The organism is Hyphomonas sp., from assembly GCF_018402285.1.
Classification (GTDB): Bacteria; Pseudomonadota; Alphaproteobacteria; order Caulobacterales; family Hyphomonadaceae; genus Hyphomonas.
The window spans coordinates 443056-457238 of sequence record NZ_JAGYJH010000006.1 but is presented as its reverse complement, the minus strand read 5'-3'; the positions used below and the strand labels follow the sequence as shown (position 1 = coordinate 457238).

The 14183-nt window shown below is 62.5% G+C and carries 16 protein-coding genes; 7 read left to right on the top strand and 9 right to left on the bottom strand.

The features are described 5' to 3' along the window. Window positions 1-5 precede the first annotated feature (5 nt). Window positions 6-2168, bottom strand: coding sequence for a beta-propeller domain-containing protein (locus tag KG722_RS14035; RefSeq protein WP_213272587.1), 2163 nt, complete (start codon window positions 2166-2168; stop codon window positions 6-8). A 131-nt stretch (window positions 2169-2299) separates the two neighbouring features. Here KG722_RS14035 and nudC point away from each other — a divergent pair, with 131 nt between their 5' ends. Together nudC and KG722_RS14025 are read left to right on the top strand one after the other, a co-directional pair. Then, window positions 2300-3217, top strand: coding sequence for an NAD(+) diphosphatase (gene nudC, locus KG722_RS14030; RefSeq protein ID WP_213272586.1), 918 nt, complete (start codon window positions 2300-2302; stop codon window positions 3215-3217). A gap of 104 nt (window positions 3218-3321) precedes the next feature. After that, window positions 3322-3546 (top strand): hypothetical protein, encoded by a 225-nt coding sequence (locus tag KG722_RS14025; RefSeq protein ID WP_213272585.1) that lies wholly within the window; start codon window positions 3322-3324, stop codon window positions 3544-3546. Between the two features lie 239 nt (window positions 3547-3785). Here the strand turns inward: KG722_RS14025 and KG722_RS14020 are convergent, their stop codons facing one another. Further along, window positions 3786-4244: a YHS domain-containing (seleno)protein gene (locus tag KG722_RS14020; protein WP_213272583.1), complete on the bottom strand. Its 459-nt coding sequence runs from the start codon at window positions 4242-4244 to the stop codon at window positions 3786-3788. A gap of 16 nt (window positions 4245-4260) precedes the next feature. Further along, the gene (locus KG722_RS14015) at window positions 4261-4776 is read right to left on the bottom strand and encodes a hypothetical protein (protein WP_213272581.1); all 516 of its coding nucleotides are present in this window, start codon (window positions 4774-4776) and stop codon (window positions 4261-4263) included. Window positions 4777-4919: 143 nt separating this feature from the next. Here KG722_RS14015 and KG722_RS14010 point away from each other — a divergent pair, with 143 nt between their 5' ends. Then, window positions 4920-5822 carry a LysR family transcriptional regulator gene (locus KG722_RS14010; protein WP_300998524.1) on the top strand — a complete coding sequence of 301 codons (903 nt, stop codon included), beginning with the start codon at window positions 4920-4922 and terminating at the stop codon, window positions 5820-5822. Here the strand turns inward: KG722_RS14010 and KG722_RS14005 are convergent. Next, entirely contained in the window at window positions 5806-6642 is an 837-nt protein-coding gene (locus KG722_RS14005) for a prephenate dehydratase (RefSeq protein ID WP_213272578.1), read from the bottom strand. The genes KG722_RS14010 and KG722_RS14005 overlap by 17 nt on opposite strands. A gap of 162 nt (window positions 6643-6804) precedes the next feature. On the opposite strand from KG722_RS14005, the gene KG722_RS14000 reads away from it, so the two are divergent. Further along, window positions 6805-7590 (top strand): cytochrome c family protein, encoded by a 786-nt coding sequence (locus KG722_RS14000; protein ID WP_213272576.1) that lies wholly within the window; start codon window positions 6805-6807, stop codon window positions 7588-7590. A 79-nt stretch (window positions 7591-7669) separates the two neighbouring features. Here the strand turns inward: KG722_RS14000 and KG722_RS13995 are convergent, their stop codons facing one another. Together KG722_RS13995 and KG722_RS13990 are read right to left on the bottom strand one after the other, a co-directional pair. After that, complete coding sequence (locus tag KG722_RS13995; protein WP_213272574.1) at window positions 7670-8530, bottom strand: NlpC/P60 family protein; 861 nt, start codon at window positions 8528-8530, stop codon at window positions 7670-7672. 29 nt (window positions 8531-8559) lie between these two features. Further along, a complete protein-coding gene (locus KG722_RS13990) occupies window positions 8560-8943 on the bottom strand; it encodes a MarR family transcriptional regulator (protein WP_213272573.1) in 384 nt (127 codons plus the stop codon). 129 nt (window positions 8944-9072) lie between these two features. On the opposite strand from KG722_RS13990, the gene KG722_RS13985 reads away from it, so the two are divergent. The 3 genes from KG722_RS13985 (at window position 9073) to KG722_RS13975 (ending at window position 10841) form a co-directional block, all read left to right on the top strand. Next, entirely contained in the window at window positions 9073-9558 is a 486-nt protein-coding gene (locus tag KG722_RS13985) for a transcriptional repressor (RefSeq protein WP_300998523.1), read from the top strand. After that, window positions 9555-10478: a thioesterase family protein gene (locus tag KG722_RS13980; RefSeq protein WP_213272569.1), complete on the top strand. Its 924-nt coding sequence runs from the start codon at window positions 9555-9557 to the stop codon at window positions 10476-10478. Before KG722_RS13985 ends, KG722_RS13980 begins: the two co-directional genes overlap by 4 nt. 75 nt (window positions 10479-10553) lie before the next feature. Next, the gene (locus KG722_RS13975; RefSeq protein ID WP_213272567.1) at window positions 10554-10841 is read left to right on the top strand and encodes a DUF1330 domain-containing protein; all 288 of its coding nucleotides are present in this window, start codon (window positions 10554-10556) and stop codon (window positions 10839-10841) included. Between the two features lie 54 nt (window positions 10842-10895). Here KG722_RS13975 and KG722_RS13970 read toward each other — a convergent pair whose 3' ends face one another. From KG722_RS13970 to KG722_RS13960, 3 genes are all read right to left on the bottom strand, one after another. Next, on the bottom strand, window positions 10896-12086 hold the full coding sequence (locus tag KG722_RS13970) for an amino acid aminotransferase (RefSeq protein ID WP_213272566.1): 1191 nt from the start codon (window positions 12084-12086) through the stop codon (window positions 10896-10898). A gap of 90 nt (window positions 12087-12176) precedes the next feature. Next, a complete protein-coding gene (locus KG722_RS13965; RefSeq protein ID WP_213272565.1) occupies window positions 12177-12776 on the bottom strand; it encodes a TetR family transcriptional regulator in 600 nt (199 codons plus the stop codon). Window positions 12777-12974: 198 nt separating this feature from the next. Continuing rightward, the gene (locus KG722_RS13960) at window positions 12975-14039 is read right to left on the bottom strand and encodes a radical SAM/SPASM domain-containing protein (RefSeq protein ID WP_213272563.1); all 1065 of its coding nucleotides are present in this window, start codon (window positions 14037-14039) and stop codon (window positions 12975-12977) included. Window positions 14040-14183: the final 144 nt, after the last annotated feature.

Sequence of the window (14183 nt, the reverse complement as noted above, 5' to 3'; positions counted from 1 at the left end):
CCCTGTCAAAGCAATGGCGCGGTGAGATCAATGCGGTTGATCTCGGCGACCTTGCCGTTCTCAAGCGCGCCCTCGACAAGTTCGGAATTGATCAGGGCCAGAAGGCGCCCGCCGGTGAAGATCGGCCGGGCGTTGCCATACCAGTCGATGCAAGACACCTCGCAGGTGTATCCGGTCTGCGAAGGCAGGTCGGGGTCCAGGCGGGTCGCCGCGAGCGTGCCGGCCTCTGACAGGCCGCCGTCCACGTCCGCCGCGATGTAGCTCATGTCGGAGCTGCTTGACCACCACCACCAGCGATCAGCCTCCTCAGACATCTGAACGGTCGGAAGTCCGATCAGGCCGGCGCCGTCCGGACCGATCCGGCTGTTGAAGGCGTGGCTCCGGCTTTCGCTCTCGAAACGGCTCGTCAGTGTCAGAGTTCCGGAGACATGGGGCTCTGCGCGCAAGTCGATGAGTGAGAGGCTGAGCCCGGTATGGTCGTGATAACCGGTGAGCGCCATGTAGGGGCCTGCCCGTTCCGCGCGGATGACATCATGCGACAGTTCCACCGTGACCGGTTTTGCCGGGGCGTCCACGGGGACGATGATGGCGCGGCCAGCCTCGCGGGTTTCGCCTTCATTGGGTGGCCAGCTGCCCCATCCGTCGCGGGCGCCGTAGACAAGGTGCTTTTCGGTGAAGCGTGCTTCGTAGGATGAGGCACCCGGGGTGGGCAGGTCGAAATAGCGTCCGCCGGCAGTATCTTCGAAAACATCGCCCAGCGCGCTGAGAGGCGTATCGAAGAAAGCGAGGTCAGCTTCGTCCTTGCTGTACCAGGACAAGCAGTCCTTGTGCCGCCAGTCGACGACGGCTCGGAAAGTGCCCGCGTCCATGTCCATCGAGAACTGGTTCTGGGGCTCTCCGCGAACACCGAGGACACCCGGCTTCGAGCCATCAATCGGCAGGCGGACAAGCGCAGACGGCGCGATCGCGGGAAGTTCCGGCCGGGGGCCCGCCGAGCAGTCAAACTCTTCCGCCTGGTCTTCGATCTCACGATCGCGCTCTTCATCGGCAGGGCTCATCCAGAGCCAGAAGGCGTCCCTGGTAACCAGGAACTCATGGGTCTCTGTACCAACGATTGCGGTCGCCTTGCAGGCCGGGATGGCTGTGTCGGTGACGCCGGAGATGTCGCAGACAGTGACGGTATGGATCACGGGTTTCAGCGTCTGCTGCACAGGCATCCAGATGTCGGTAGCACTGAACAGCGGGCGGCCGTCTTCCAGTTCCGTCCGCTCGCGGAAGCCATCACCGTCTTCCTGGCGCCATTCGCGGATGACAGGGATATCGAGTTCGTCCCACCAGCCGCGTCCAGCCAGATAAATGGGCGTATGGATGACGAGCTTTCCGTCGATCATGCGCGTCGCATAGTTGGAGCCGGAATAGTAGTCGTTGGAGGAAATGTAGAAGGTGGCCTGGCGCGATACCTTCCCGTCCTCACCCAGGTTGAGCACCGTGTATTCGGTGGCTTCCTCGCGGTAGGAATAGCCGGTGACGAGGATCGTGCGCCCGGCAACCAGTACCTCATCATACCAGGTGTCTTCGTCGCTCGAGCGATAGACATCGGCGCGGTCGGTGAGTTTCAACCCGGCTCTACCCTCCGGCATCAGATCAGTGACGAAGAGGCGCCCATCCTGAAGGATGACCAGGTGCTGGCCTATCTGTTTAAGGATGCCGCCTTCATCAACACCGGCTTTCTGGTTGTTGGTGATCTCGGGATTTTCCTCGGCGCCCGGTATGGAGCTTCCCGTAACCACGATTTCGGAAGGAGCCGATTCCATTTGCGGTGCCTCGCCGACCGCCATGGCCATGTCTGAAGGCGCGGACGCGGTGGCGACGGGGTAGACATATCCCATGCCGCGGTCTTCAGCGGCCGCCCGCGCCGCGCTCATCCAGTCCTTGAATTCCTCTTCGCTGCGAAACCGGGAAAGCGCCGGAGACCGCAGGGCGTCCAGCGCCGGGTCCTCGAACACGGCGCGCGTTTCGTCCTGCTCGGGCACTTCATATCCCGCGAAGCGGTTCTCGTGCGGCGAGGGCGGCTCGGGCAAGTCCGGAAGGATTGGCTGGCGGAATTCAAAAAGGCTGCATCCGCCCAGTACGAGCGCGATCAGCGGCAATCCGGTAGTCCATTTCATGATATGCGTCCCCTCAAACATTGAGGCACACTACGCCATCCGACTGCGGCGGAGTAGTGGCAGCCGCGTGGCAAGGCTGGCGCTGCGTCCGGTGTTCCCTTCCTGGAAAAACCAATCTAGTCCTCTGGCCCATGACGAACTCGAACGACATGCCTCTCGCCGCCAAGCCCATCGACCGCGCTGCCCACCGCCGCACGAATGAAGCCTGGCTTGAAACCGCCATCCAGGAAGACAGGGCGCTCATCCTCATGCTTCGGGCGGGCGATCCGTTCGTTACGCCGGAGGGGGCGCTCTACTGGTTCGGGCCCGAAGCCCTTCGCATATCGCCGGGCAGTCCCCGCCTCTTCCTGGGTGAAGACAAGACCGGCGCGCCGGTTTTTGCAATCGAGCTACCGGCGAAGTTCGATCTTGCCGGTTCCCTGATCGCCGGAGCGGGCGAGTTTCTCGACTTCCGTCAGGCATCAGCACGCATGCCTGACATGGACGCCAATTGCGCATCGACTGCGCGCAGTCTTTTCCTGTGGCATCAGAGCCACAGCTTCTGCGCAAAATGCGGCGGACAGAATGGCATCGTCGAAGCCGGATGGAAGGCACAGTGCGCCATGTGCGGGGCTGAACATTTTCCGCGTACCGATCCTGTCGCCATCATGCTGGCGGTGAAGGACGGGCGCGCGCTCATCGGCAGGCAGAAGTTCTGGCCGCCGGGCTTCATGTCCTGTCTTGCCGGCTTCTGCGAACCGGGTGAAACGATCGAACAGGCAGCCACAAGAGAGATGATGGAAGAGGCCGGAATTCGCTGTGATCCTCGCAGGGCCGAGTATGTTGCGTGCCAGCCATGGCCGTTCCCGTCGTCGCTCATGATGGGCTTCATCCTGCCGGCTGATTCGGATGAAATCGTCATCGACTCCAACGAACTTGAAAGCGCGCGCTGGGTCTCGCGCGAAGAGATGCAGGACATCCTCAACGGCAAACATGCCGAACTATTCTGCCCGCCTGCGACCGCCATTGCCCATCACATCATGAAGGTCTGGGCCTTCCGAAACGATTGATCGTGTACGGAAGGCTCCACAGATTCTCCTCATTTGTGAAAATCAGCGGTTGATTTCTCCCGAATCACGATATTATTGGCTGGCCAGATGATAGGAGATCAGACATGGCAGTTGCAAAGAAACCCGCCGCTAAAGCTGCCACCAAAGCAGCCCCGGCAAAAAAGCCGGCAGTCAAAAAGCCGGCCGCAAAAGTAGCACCGGCTAAGAAGCCTGCTGCCAAAGCTGCACCGGCCAAAAAGCCTGCAGTGAAAGCCAAGGCAGCTCCTGCTGCTAAAGCTGCACCGGCCAAAAAGCCGGCCGCAAAAAAGCCAGCCGCAAAAAAGAAGTAAGTCTACGGACTTTCAATTGATAGAACGGGCGAGCCAGTCTCGCCCGTTTTTTTATGTTTTAAATCAGGGGGTTGCGGAAGGATGAGGTCGGGCGCAAGTCCGCCCGATTTCTCCCGCCTGCGTAAAACGATTTTACATACCAGAGTCGCAAGATGCAAACCCGGGGGAACCGGTGAGGCAAAGAAAAGCGCCTGCCCCGATCCGGAACAGGCGCTTGGCAGCGCAGCAAGGCTGCGTGCCTACTTGTTGATCCTGGGCCAGTTGTCCTGTCCGCTTTTGATGAAGCCGGGGATGTCGTCTTCCCACTTCTTCTGAACCGAGGCGTTGTAGTTCAGGTAGAGCTTGCCATCGACGATCTTCCAGAAGCGCGCATCGCCTTTGGCATGATAGCCCTGGCTTACCGCCCATGCGCAGTAGCCACCAAACTGAGGCGCAAAAGCCTCCGGGTCTGCCAGGAAGGCGTCGCGGTTTGCTGCACTGGCGAAGCGGAACTTGGCGCCCTGATAGTCAACGGTAAAGTCTTTCGATCCTTTGACCGGTTTGCCCTCCCGGAAATAGGCAACAGCGTCGTGGCCCTGCACGGCGACATCGGAAAATACGTCGGTATAGATCGGGGGCTCAGCAATTGCCGGAGCGGGCATGACGGTGAGGGGTACAGCAGCAATGGCGAGCGCGGCGATGAGGTGGCGCGTTTTCATCCGTAGAGGTCTTTCCTTATGTGTTGAGGGGGCCCGGCGCCGAAGCGGCTGGTCGCGGAGGGACGAGGGTTTGCCAGACAGCGCCGGCAAGCCGCGCGAGCGTTTCCCGGCCCGCCACCAGCATGGCAATCGAGGAAAGCCAGACGACAACGGCCATCGCGAAGAGACCGCCGCCGTCATTGTTGGGGTCAATGCCGAGAGGCGTGAAGAGGTGGAAGCTGACGGCGCCGGACATGACCGCCACCGCGATCAGCGCGCCGATCACGCGCAGCCGACTGAGGCGCGGCACCAGGCTCGCGAGCAGGAAGGCAGACGCCAGCAGTTCGGCAGAGCCGATGACATACTGACTGAACAGCCCGGTCTGGGCAAACAGGCCACCGGCCCCGAGTGTCATCGCCCAGGCATCGAGTTTGCCGAAAATCGTCTGCGTCTCCGGCGCATCGGTAAATTTGAACCGCAGGCTGTCGAGGAAGACGAGTGACGCCAGCACGCTGTAGCCTGCCGGCACAATTGTTTTGATGTTCAAGGCCAAGAAAGTCTCCCCATATCCAGCTTGCGCAAGGTTTACTCCCGCTTGGGTTTTGGCCGCAAAGCAAGTAGTCGTGAGGAACCTACACAGCCGCGTGATTGCAGCGGGTCAGTTTCCGGGGGTCAGGCTTGGACAGAATTGAAGCCATGCAGCTATTCGTTCGGGTCGCCGATGCCGGCAGCTTTTCCCGGGCGGCTGCCGATCTTGAGCTGGGCCAGCCGACGGTGTCACGCCGGATTCAGGATCTGGAAGCGAGCCTTGGCACAACCCTCTTCCAGCGGACGACAAGGGCGCTGAGCCTCACCGAGGCGGGCGAGCGTTTCTATCGCCGCGCTGTCGACATCCTCACCGAGTATGACGAAGCCGAGGCCGAAGCGCGCGGCCTCGAGCATTCGCCGGTCGGGCTCCTGCGGGTCTCGTGTTCGCACTCCTTTGCGCGCCGGGTTGTGGCGCCGGCGGTTCCGGGTTTCCTGGCAGCCTTTCCCAGCATCCGGTTTGACCTCGTATCCGACGATGCGATTACGGACCTTGTCGCTGAAGGCGTCGACATTGCCTTCCGGCTTGGCGAGCTGCGCGACTCGCGCCTGATGGCGAAGAAGCTTGGTGAAGCGCCGCAGGTGCTCTGGGCCTCGCCGGAATATGTGGCCCGCCATGGCGCACCGGAGCGGGTGGAAGACATCGTCAACCATAACGCCGTCGTGTTTCGCCACACCCGCCAGACGATCTGGGACCTGAAGCGGGGCAACGAACATTTCGAGGCGCGTGTTGACGGACCCTTCCGGGCCTCATCGGGAGAGACGTTGCTGGAGGCAGCAGCCGGCGGGCTCGGCATCATGCTGGCGCCGGCCTGGCTGGCATCGGAGTGTTTTGGAGATCAACGCCTGATCCGTGTGCTGCCGGACTGGCAAGGCCCTTCCCTGTCAATCCATGCTGTATGGACCTCAGGCAAGCTGCGCGGCAAGGCGCGGCTGTTTGTCGAGCATATCGAACCGGCGATCGCCCACGCCTGTTCGCTGGCCCGGCTTGAGGCGGCTATAGCCGCGCGTTGAGCGCTTTGGGAAAGACCCCCAGGATCTTCAGCGACTGCGAGAAGAAGCCAAGCTCTTCGAGCGCGAGCTGCACGGGGCGCTCGTCGGGATGGCCTTCGATCTCGGCATAGAATTGCGAAGCCTCAAACGAGCCGCCTACGAGATAGCTTTCAAGCTTGGTCATGTTGACGCCGTTGGTCGCAAACCCGCCGAGCCCCTTATAAAGCGCCGCTGGAATGTTGCGGACCTCGAAGATGAAGGCTGTCTTCGCCGGACCGTCTTCCGCATCGATTTCGGCGGGGTCCCGGGACATGATGACAAAGCGGGTCGTGTTGTGGGCGGCGTCCTCAATGTTTTCGGCAAGGATTTCGAGGCCATAGACGTCTGCAGCCAGGCGCGGGGCGATGGCGGCGATGGCCGGGTCATTGAGCTCGGACACTTCCCGGGCGGCGCCGGCCGTATCGGCGGCAGTGACCGGGTCGATGCCATGCTTGCGCAGGAAGTTTCGGCACTGCCCGAGTCCCATGATGTGGGAGCGGGCCTTTTTAACGTCGGCAAGCTTCGTTCCCGGCAGGGCCATCAGCTGGAAACGGATCGGAAGGTAGTATTCACCTGTGATGTGCAGCTGGGTCGTGGGCAGCAGGTAGTGAATGTCGCCGACCCGTCCGGCGATGGTATTTTCGACCGGGATCATCGCAAGGTCAGCCTCGCCCCGCTCGACGGCGATGAAGCAGTCCTCGAATGTCCGGCAGGCCATTGGCTCAAAGCCCGGGAACGCTTCACCGCAGGCAATGTGCGAGTTCGCGCCGGGTTCGCCCTGATAGGCAATTTTACTGGTCATGCCGGAATTCCCTGTATTGACTGGCCCCGGCATGCGTCTGATCGCCGCGAGTGCGGGGGGAAGCGCCCCGGAGAGGCACCCCTTATATTGTGCGCACCCGGTTAGCGTGCCAAAAGGCGCCCGCCAAGACAGAATAGTGCTACAGATTCGAAGGAATGCCCCATGGGAGAGCTCGGTCTAAACAAGATCATCGGCGCAGTGCTCGCAAGCGCGCTCGGCATCATGTTCCTCATGCAGCTCCCGAACGTCGTGTTCGCCGGTAGCGCAGGCCATGGTTACGATAACGGCGAAGCGGCGACCCTTTCGGAACAGATGTGCAAGAAGTTCCACTATTGCGTGGAAGTGGCCGAGGCGGCCAGTGCTGGGGCAGCAGCGGTTGAAGAGTTGTTTGACCTGGGCGCGGCGCTGGCAGGCGCAGACCTGTCGCGCGGCGAGCGCGTGTTCGCCAGCCAGTGCTCGACCTGCCACACCATCAATGCCGGCGGCGCAAACGGCACGGGCCCGAACCTCTACAACACGATTGGCGCCGACAAGGCCCACATTGCAGGTTTCGCTTATTCGGGCGCCCTGACGAACGCAGAGGGTGCCTGGACTTACGAAAACATGGACGCCTGGCTTAAGAATCCGGCCGCTTATGTCCGCGGGACATCGATGTCTTTTGCTGGTATTCGCCGGGACACGGACCGGGCGGCGGTGATTGCCTATCTGGCAGCCAATACAGAGAATGCACCGGCATTCCCGGCGCCTCTGCCAGCGGCAGATGACGGCGAAGTCGACCCTGTTCCCAGCGAAGGCGAGCTGATCGACGGAGAAGCGGTTCCGGTTGAAGGCGCTGTTGTTCCAGCCGAAGGCGAAGAAGCCCCGGCAGCGGCAGCAGAGGGCGCTGCGCCTGCAGAGACCGCGCCGGCGACCGAGGAAGCCCCTGTCGAGGACGCTCCGGCCGAGTAAACGGGATCAGCCTTGAGACCAGAATGACAAAACCCCGGTGAGAACCGGGGTTTTTCTTTTGGAAACAAGGCGCTTGCGTTCAGGGGGTGAGCCAGCCCGGTCCCAGACCCCGCAGGACAGCGAGATCGAGCCGGCGTATTTCCAGGACAGGTCCGGCTGATTTTTCAATTCTTTCAATGGCTTCAGCGAAGGGCTCTTCGGCCACGGCCATGTGATGGGCGTTGGCGTGGAGGAGCGTGTCAGGGCCGGTCAGGACGCCGACATGGTCGGTCCAGAACACGACATCTCCGCGCCAAAGCATGCCATTTTGAGGACAGATCCGGCTAGTTCCGGCCATTTCAGACCCTGCCCAGGCATGCTGCATGTCCGAATCCCGGGGCAGCAGGACACCGCACGCCTCGAAGGCCTGCTGGAGGAGACCCGAGCAGTCGAGCCCGAGGCTCTCCCTTCCGCCCCAGAGATAGGGTGCCTCCAGGAAGCGGCGGGCGACACCGGCCGGATCGTCCTCGAAGGCGTCGAGGGGGACGAGGTGACGCTGGTGAACCCACCCTGCCCGGTCGCATTCGACGAGGAGGCCTTCCTGGCGGCCGGTGGCGGCCACGCGGGCGCCGAGGCTGAGCATGAAATGGGGGGAGGATTTGATGTCTGGCCGGGAAAAGGCGTAGGTGCGCAGGGCCTTCACCTTGTGGGTGACCGGCAGAACAGGCGCAGACAGCGCCTCCATAAGGGTCCAGCCAATATAGCGGTCCCGCCGGCACTGAACGAGGCCGAACTCACCTTCCTCCCGGAAGAGGTCGAGCGTCTCTCCGTGCAGGGCAAAGGTCATCACCAGGCCATCGGGCGCGGGTGTCTGGCGGATGGCGGTGGCGCCGGCCGATACCTGAAAAGCGCACGGCGTCCCTTCCGGCCGGGCCAGGCGCACGTCATTGAAATCCAGCATGGGGGCGGCCTCCCAGCGGGCAACCTGCCTCAGGCGACCGCGGAATTGCGGCGCGGGGGCTTGCCCGAGCCGGTTTCTTCGCCGGAAGCGGCCGCCAGCACAAGCCGCGCAAAGGCGCGCAGATAGCCCATGCCTTCGGGCGTGCGTTCCACGAAGATCGAGCGCAGGTCGGTATCGTCAGGCAGGCGGCGGATGAAATCGAGGCGTTCAAGCGCGTCGAGCGCCCGGGTGACGGCCGGCTTGGCAATGCCCAGATGCTCGGCGAGACCGCGCACCGTGTGCGGGCCAGGCGTCAGCGCGATGGTCATGAGGACTGCCTGCTGGCGCGCGGTGAGGTCTGGCGCATCCGAGCGCACCGAGGCTGTGACCGATTTCCGCCAGAGCTCAAGCCCTTCCCGCTCCGACAATTGCATCCCGGCCAATCCTCCACGCTACGATTACTGCGGCACAGGGCAGAATCTCAGGTGATTTGCAGGCACCGTCCAGTGCCTCTTGCGGCGTGCCCCCTTCACATTCGGCACAAAACACCAGACATTGGGGACATGGCCCATTCCCACACTCACAACCACAGCTCAGCCAACACGCCCTGCGCTCCGCAGGACGTGGACGCCTTCCTTGCCGAGGCCGAAGCCCTCGTGGTTCGACAGGGCCAGCGTATGACCCGTATCCGCCGCAAGGTGCTGCGCCTGCTGCTGGAAAATGACGGGCCGGCCAAAGCCTATGACCTGCTGGCAAATCTCGACGGCGAAGGCGCGGCCAAGCCGCCGACAATTTATCGCGCGCTGGATTTCCTCCAGGAGACTGGCCTCGTCCATAAGATCGAGAGCCTAAACGCCTATGTGGCGTGCGGGCATACGAGCCATAATCATTCGGCAGTGTTCCTGATCTGTGAGGTCTGCAGGAACGCCGAAGAACTTCACGCCGTGACCACCAGCCAGGCCCTCAAAAAAGAAACTGAAGCCGCAGGCTTCCAGATGACCCGCGCCGTGATCGAAGTGCGCGGGCGCTGCAGGAGATGTACCGCATGATCCCACTCTGGCAGGGCAGCTGTAACCAGTGGGACTGCGATGAGATGGGGCACATGAATGTGCGCATCTATGTCGAGAAACAGCTGGAAGGGCTTGTGGCATTCGCCCATGAACTGGCCATGCCCGAAGCCTTCCGGCAGAATTCGCCTTCGACGGTCGTACCGGTAGACCAGCATATCCGCTTCGTGCGCGAAGTTCTGCCGGGCAAACCGATCTCGATGCAGGGCTGCGTTCTGGAATATGGTGAGTGCGACGCAGTCATCTATCAGGAACTGCGCCATACCGATGGCGCCCTTGCGGCCGCCTTCCGGACCCGGATCAGGCATATTGACACGGCCGAGGGCGAGCCGTTTCCCTGGACAGGAAAGACGCGCGCGCGGATGGAAGCGCTGGTAGGCACGACGCCTGAAGAGGCCCTGCCCCGTAGTTTTGATCCTGAAAAACCCGGCATGGCGGTCTCGCAGATCACGATGGATCATGTGGCATCCGTTGGCGCGCCGCGCATCGGCATGGGGGCGGTGCCGCCCGGCCATTGCGGGGTGCACGGATGGATGGAGCCATACTGGTTTATCGGGCGCCTGTCGGACATGGTGCCCAATCTTCTCTATGACTGGCGCATGCGCGTGGGCACGACGAGCGGCGGCAAGCGCATGGGCGCGGCCGTTCTGGAGTACCGCCTGCGCTATCACCGTTTTCCGCGCGCGGGAGACCGGTTCATTGCCCACTCATCCTTTGGCGGGGTGAACGGCAAGACCCATTCCCTCGTTCACTGGGTGATGGACCCCGCCTCAGGCAAGCCCTGGGCGACGAGTGAAGTGGTGGCCATCACGCTGGACCTTGATGCGCGCAAGGCCGTGGCCGCCCAGCCCGAAATGCTGGACGAACTGGAGAGGATTGCGCCCAGGGGCCTCTCGATCTGACCGCCGCAACGGCAGGGATTTACAAATCCTGCCCTGCCCGCTGAAGGTGGGCCACCAGAAACGGGGAGAAAACCTATGGCCGCTCATGTAATCCTGATCCGCGAGAAGCTGCGCGACGAAGAAGCGATGGCGCGTTATGCCAAAGCCGCCGGAGATGCACGCGGCGACCACAAGATCACGCCGCTGGCCTTCTATGGCAAACATGAAGTGACCGAAGGGGCAGACGCTGACGGCGTCGTCATCCTCTCCTTCCCCAGCATGGCCGAGGCCAAGGCCTGGTATGACAGCCCGGAATACACCGCCGCACGCGCCCACCGGTATCAGGCAGCTGATTACCGCGTGATCTTTGTCGAAGGCGTTTAGTTTAGGCCTTAAAACCCTGCTCATTCCCGCACAGGCGGGAATGAGCAGGGTTGACTAGACCAGATAGCCCGCGAGGATTTCGGCGAGGCGCGGAATGTCACTCGGGTGCAGGCCCGCAATGTTTATGCGCCCGGAGGACGGCATGTAGATGCCGTCGGCCTCACGCGCCTTGGCGGTGTCTTCTGCCGAGATCGGCAGTTGGGAGAACATGCCGTTTTGCGTCTTGAGGGCTGCCAGCAGGTTTGAGCCGGTATGGCTGACCAGGGCATCGGACAGGGCCTCGCGCAGGCCGATCATCCGGGTACGCATGGCCGAGAGCTCTGCCTCCCATTCTGCGCGCAGGTCTGCATCATCAAGGATCGTTGCCACGATGCCAGCGCCATGCGCCGGCGGCATCGACCAGGTGGCGCGGCCCATGTCGGCCACATGCGTGGTGGCCGCCGCAATACCTTCGGGCTCTGCGCCGATGGCGAGGAAGCAGCCGGTGCGCTCCCGGTAAAGACCAAAATTCTTCGAGCAGGAATAGGAGATCATCGCTTCGCCGGCCTCATCAATGAAGGCGCGTACGCCGTCCATGTCGCGGTCAAGCCCTGAGGCAAAGCCATGATAGGCAACATCGAGGAGCGCGATGATGCCCTTGTCCTTGCAGAGCTTGCCGAGCTCACGCCAGTCTTCCGTTGACGGATCGATCCCGGTGGGGTTGTGGCAGGGGCCCTGGATGATGATGCCGTCACCGCGCTCTGCGGTGGACAGATCGGCGAGCGCGCCAAGCCGGTAGAACGCGCCATCACGGGAATAGGTGTAGTCCTTCACCTCAAGGCCAAGGGATTTGACGACGTTGGGGTGGTTTGGCCAGGTGGGGCGCGAAACCCAGACGCGGCGCGTCCCCATGCGGCGCATGAGGCCGACACCGAGGAAAAGCGCGCCGCAGCCGCCCGGTGAGGTGAAGGAAAGGACCCGGTTTTCCTTGAGCGCGGGATGATCCTTGCCGAACACGAACTTTTCGATGTGAGCGCAGAAATCGGTGTTGCCACGCGGGCCCTCATAGACCTTGGTGGTCTGAGAGGCGAGCATCTTTGCCTCCGCCTTGCGCACCGCCGAGAGGATCGGGGTTTCGCCATTCTCGTCCTTGTAGACACCCACGCCGAGATCGAACTTCTCGCTGCGCTCATCAGCGCGGTAAGCGGTCATCAGGCCAAGGAGGGCATCGGGCGGCAGGGTGGAGAGCGGCGAGAAATGAGACATGAGGAGAGGACCTTCCGTTTCTTTCGCGGTGACCCGTATCGGCTTTCGGCCGCATAATAAACCCCGCGAGCTGGCATCAAGGCGCGAAGTCTATGCGGAATGCTTCAGCCCGCGCAGGATCTGCTCGAAGGTGGCGAAGAGTTCTTCGGCGGTGACATCCCGGTAGCTGGAGGCAAGGGCAAAGCCCGCCCCGTTGAGCGCGGCCTGCAGGAGGACTGCGGCGGGGCGAATGCTGGCTTCCGGCAGGAGACCCTGGCCGGCGAGGTAGGCGGCGCCTCGGGTCATGTTGTCCATGCCGAGCTGGAAATCGAGTTCATGCCAGCGGGCCATGCCCAGGACAGAGGGGCCATCGATGAGGACGACGGTCTGATAATCCGGCCTTGTCGCCCATTCCAGGTACACCCGGCAGCCGGCAAGGAAAGCCGCGTAGGGGTCGGATCTGGAGCGCGCCGCAACGGCGGCCTGGCGGGCGGCGGCGTCCATTTCGACCTGGAGCGCGGTCCAGACTTCGAGAAAAAGCACTTCCTTACTGCTAAAATAATGAAAGAGCGCGCCCTTGGTCGTGCCGGCTGCGGCCACAACGGCGGCCAGGCTGGTATTCGCAAAGCCTTGATTTGAAAACAATTCCCTGGCCGCGCGCAACAATGTGTCGCGCGTTTCAGCGGCCTGCTCTTTTGTGCGTTTAGGCATCCCCACACCCCTTGCGTCCCAGCATACCAGTGGTATGTAAAAAAGTGTAGCCTTTTTTGGTTGCGGGCCTGGAGGGGCCCACGCTGCTCACTTTATACACTGCAGGCTGGGTGACGCCGGTGGACGGCGCGGACTGCATTGCATGGCCGCGAAGGTTCCGGGAGGAGGAGCCTTCGCGGCTTTTTTTTGCGCCACCGGTCAGGCTGGCAGGGCGGCGCGGGAGCGGCGCACGGCACGCAGATCCCGAAGCTCTGCACTGAGATGCTCGTCGAAATACCGGTCGCAGCCGAGGCAGACATTGGCGACCTGGCGCCCCTTGCCATCGGTGGCGACGGCTTTCTGGCGGAATTCCTCGCGGCTCCAGCCAGAGGTAAGGCCCATGCCTTCCGGGTCTCCGGCGTTGAGCGCCTGGATGGCTGGCAGGGTTGCGACGCTTTGGAGGATATCTTCAAGGCGCTCTTCGGCGAGCGAGCCGAGGGGGGCTTTGGTCTTGAGACAGCAGGGATAGATGGCGCCGTCCGGCTCCAGCGCGATTTCGCTGCCCGCCTGCCCGAGTTTCAGGAAGTTTTTTGCGCCTGACCAGCGCGCGCAGAAATTCACCGAATAGTCTGCATTCGAGAGGCCGTTGGCCCAGGCGCGGCCGCGTGGCCAAAGCTCGCCGATCCAGAGGTCGGGCTGGGCGCCGAAGAAGAGGAAGGTGGGCGCGCCTTTCTCCGGTCGGCTGGAGGCATCCGGTGATTTGAGGCGCGCGTCCTTTGCGCCGCCAATGGAGGTTTCCTGAACGCCGCGCGACGCCATCAGGGTACGGATTTCCTGCATGAAGCGGAACTTGCGCTCGCCCTTCATGCCGACATGATAATCATCAATGGACGCAATCGCGATGGCGCAGACGCCGCGCGCCAGAATGGCATCGAGATGGTCGGGCGTCAGGACGTCTCCGGTTGTCTGGATGGAGATGCGGGGCGGATTGTCCGGCCAGCGCCGCGCGATGGCGTCGAGCACGGGGTAGAAAAGCTCCTCGCGCACCCCGTCGATCAGGAGCTCGCCGCCCGCCAGGATGAGCGTGGTGGGCTGGCGGGTGCCCTCGGCATCGGTCCAGCCAAGGTCATCGGGCAGATTGGCGAGGATTGCCTCATAGGCGCGCTGGCCTTCAGCGACGACGTCGGTCAGCGCGCTGCGGACATAGGGGCGGAAGCGGTCATCATAGCAATGCACGCAGCGCCGGTGGCATGCCCAGGTGAGCACCCAATAGATCGATTGCACGGACTATAGTCTCCCCCGGTTTTTGACGGACAACGCTAGGGCCGGGCCGTTTCGGCGTCCAGACAGTTCACTGAACCGTGACTGCCGGCATTGTTGCCGATGGTTCAGGTTTGGCGGATTACTCAGATTTGAAGGGCGGAAGGG

Coding starts and splice junctions, on each gene's coding strand:
- KG722_RS14035 (WP_213272587.1), bottom strand. CDS start 2,168: ATGAAATGGACTACCGGATTGCCGCTGATCGCGCTCGTACTGGGCGGA.
- nudC (WP_213272586.1), top strand. CDS start 2,300: ATGACGAACTCGAACGACATGCCTCTCGCCGCCAAGCCCATCGACCGC.
- KG722_RS14025 (WP_213272585.1), top strand. CDS start 3,322: ATGGCAGTTGCAAAGAAACCCGCCGCTAAAGCTGCCACCAAAGCAGCC.
- KG722_RS14020 (WP_213272583.1), bottom strand. CDS start 4,244: ATGAAAACGCGCCACCTCATCGCCGCGCTCGCCATTGCTGCTGTACCC.
- KG722_RS14010 (WP_300998524.1), top strand. CDS start 4,920: ATGCAGCTATTCGTTCGGGTCGCCGATGCCGGCAGCTTTTCCCGGGCG.
- KG722_RS14005 (WP_213272578.1), bottom strand. CDS start 6,642: ATGACCAGTAAAATTGCCTATCAGGGCGAACCCGGCGCGAACTCGCAC.
- KG722_RS14000 (WP_213272576.1), top strand. CDS start 6,805: ATGGGAGAGCTCGGTCTAAACAAGATCATCGGCGCAGTGCTCGCAAGC.
- KG722_RS13995 (WP_213272574.1), bottom strand. CDS start 8,530: ATGCTGGATTTCAATGACGTGCGCCTGGCCCGGCCGGAAGGGACGCCG.
- KG722_RS13990 (WP_213272573.1), bottom strand. CDS start 8,943: ATGCAATTGTCGGAGCGGGAAGGGCTTGAGCTCTGGCGGAAATCGGTC.
- KG722_RS13985 (WP_300998523.1), top strand. CDS start 9,073: ATGGCCCATTCCCACACTCACAACCACAGCTCAGCCAACACGCCCTGC.
- KG722_RS13980 (WP_213272569.1), top strand. CDS start 9,555: ATGATCCCACTCTGGCAGGGCAGCTGTAACCAGTGGGACTGCGATGAG.
- KG722_RS13975 (WP_213272567.1), top strand. CDS start 10,554: ATGGCCGCTCATGTAATCCTGATCCGCGAGAAGCTGCGCGACGAAGAA.
- KG722_RS13970 (WP_213272566.1), bottom strand. CDS start 12,086: ATGTCTCATTTCTCGCCGCTCTCCACCCTGCCGCCCGATGCCCTCCTT.
- KG722_RS13965 (WP_213272565.1), bottom strand. CDS start 12,776: ATGCCTAAACGCACAAAAGAGCAGGCCGCTGAAACGCGCGACACATTG.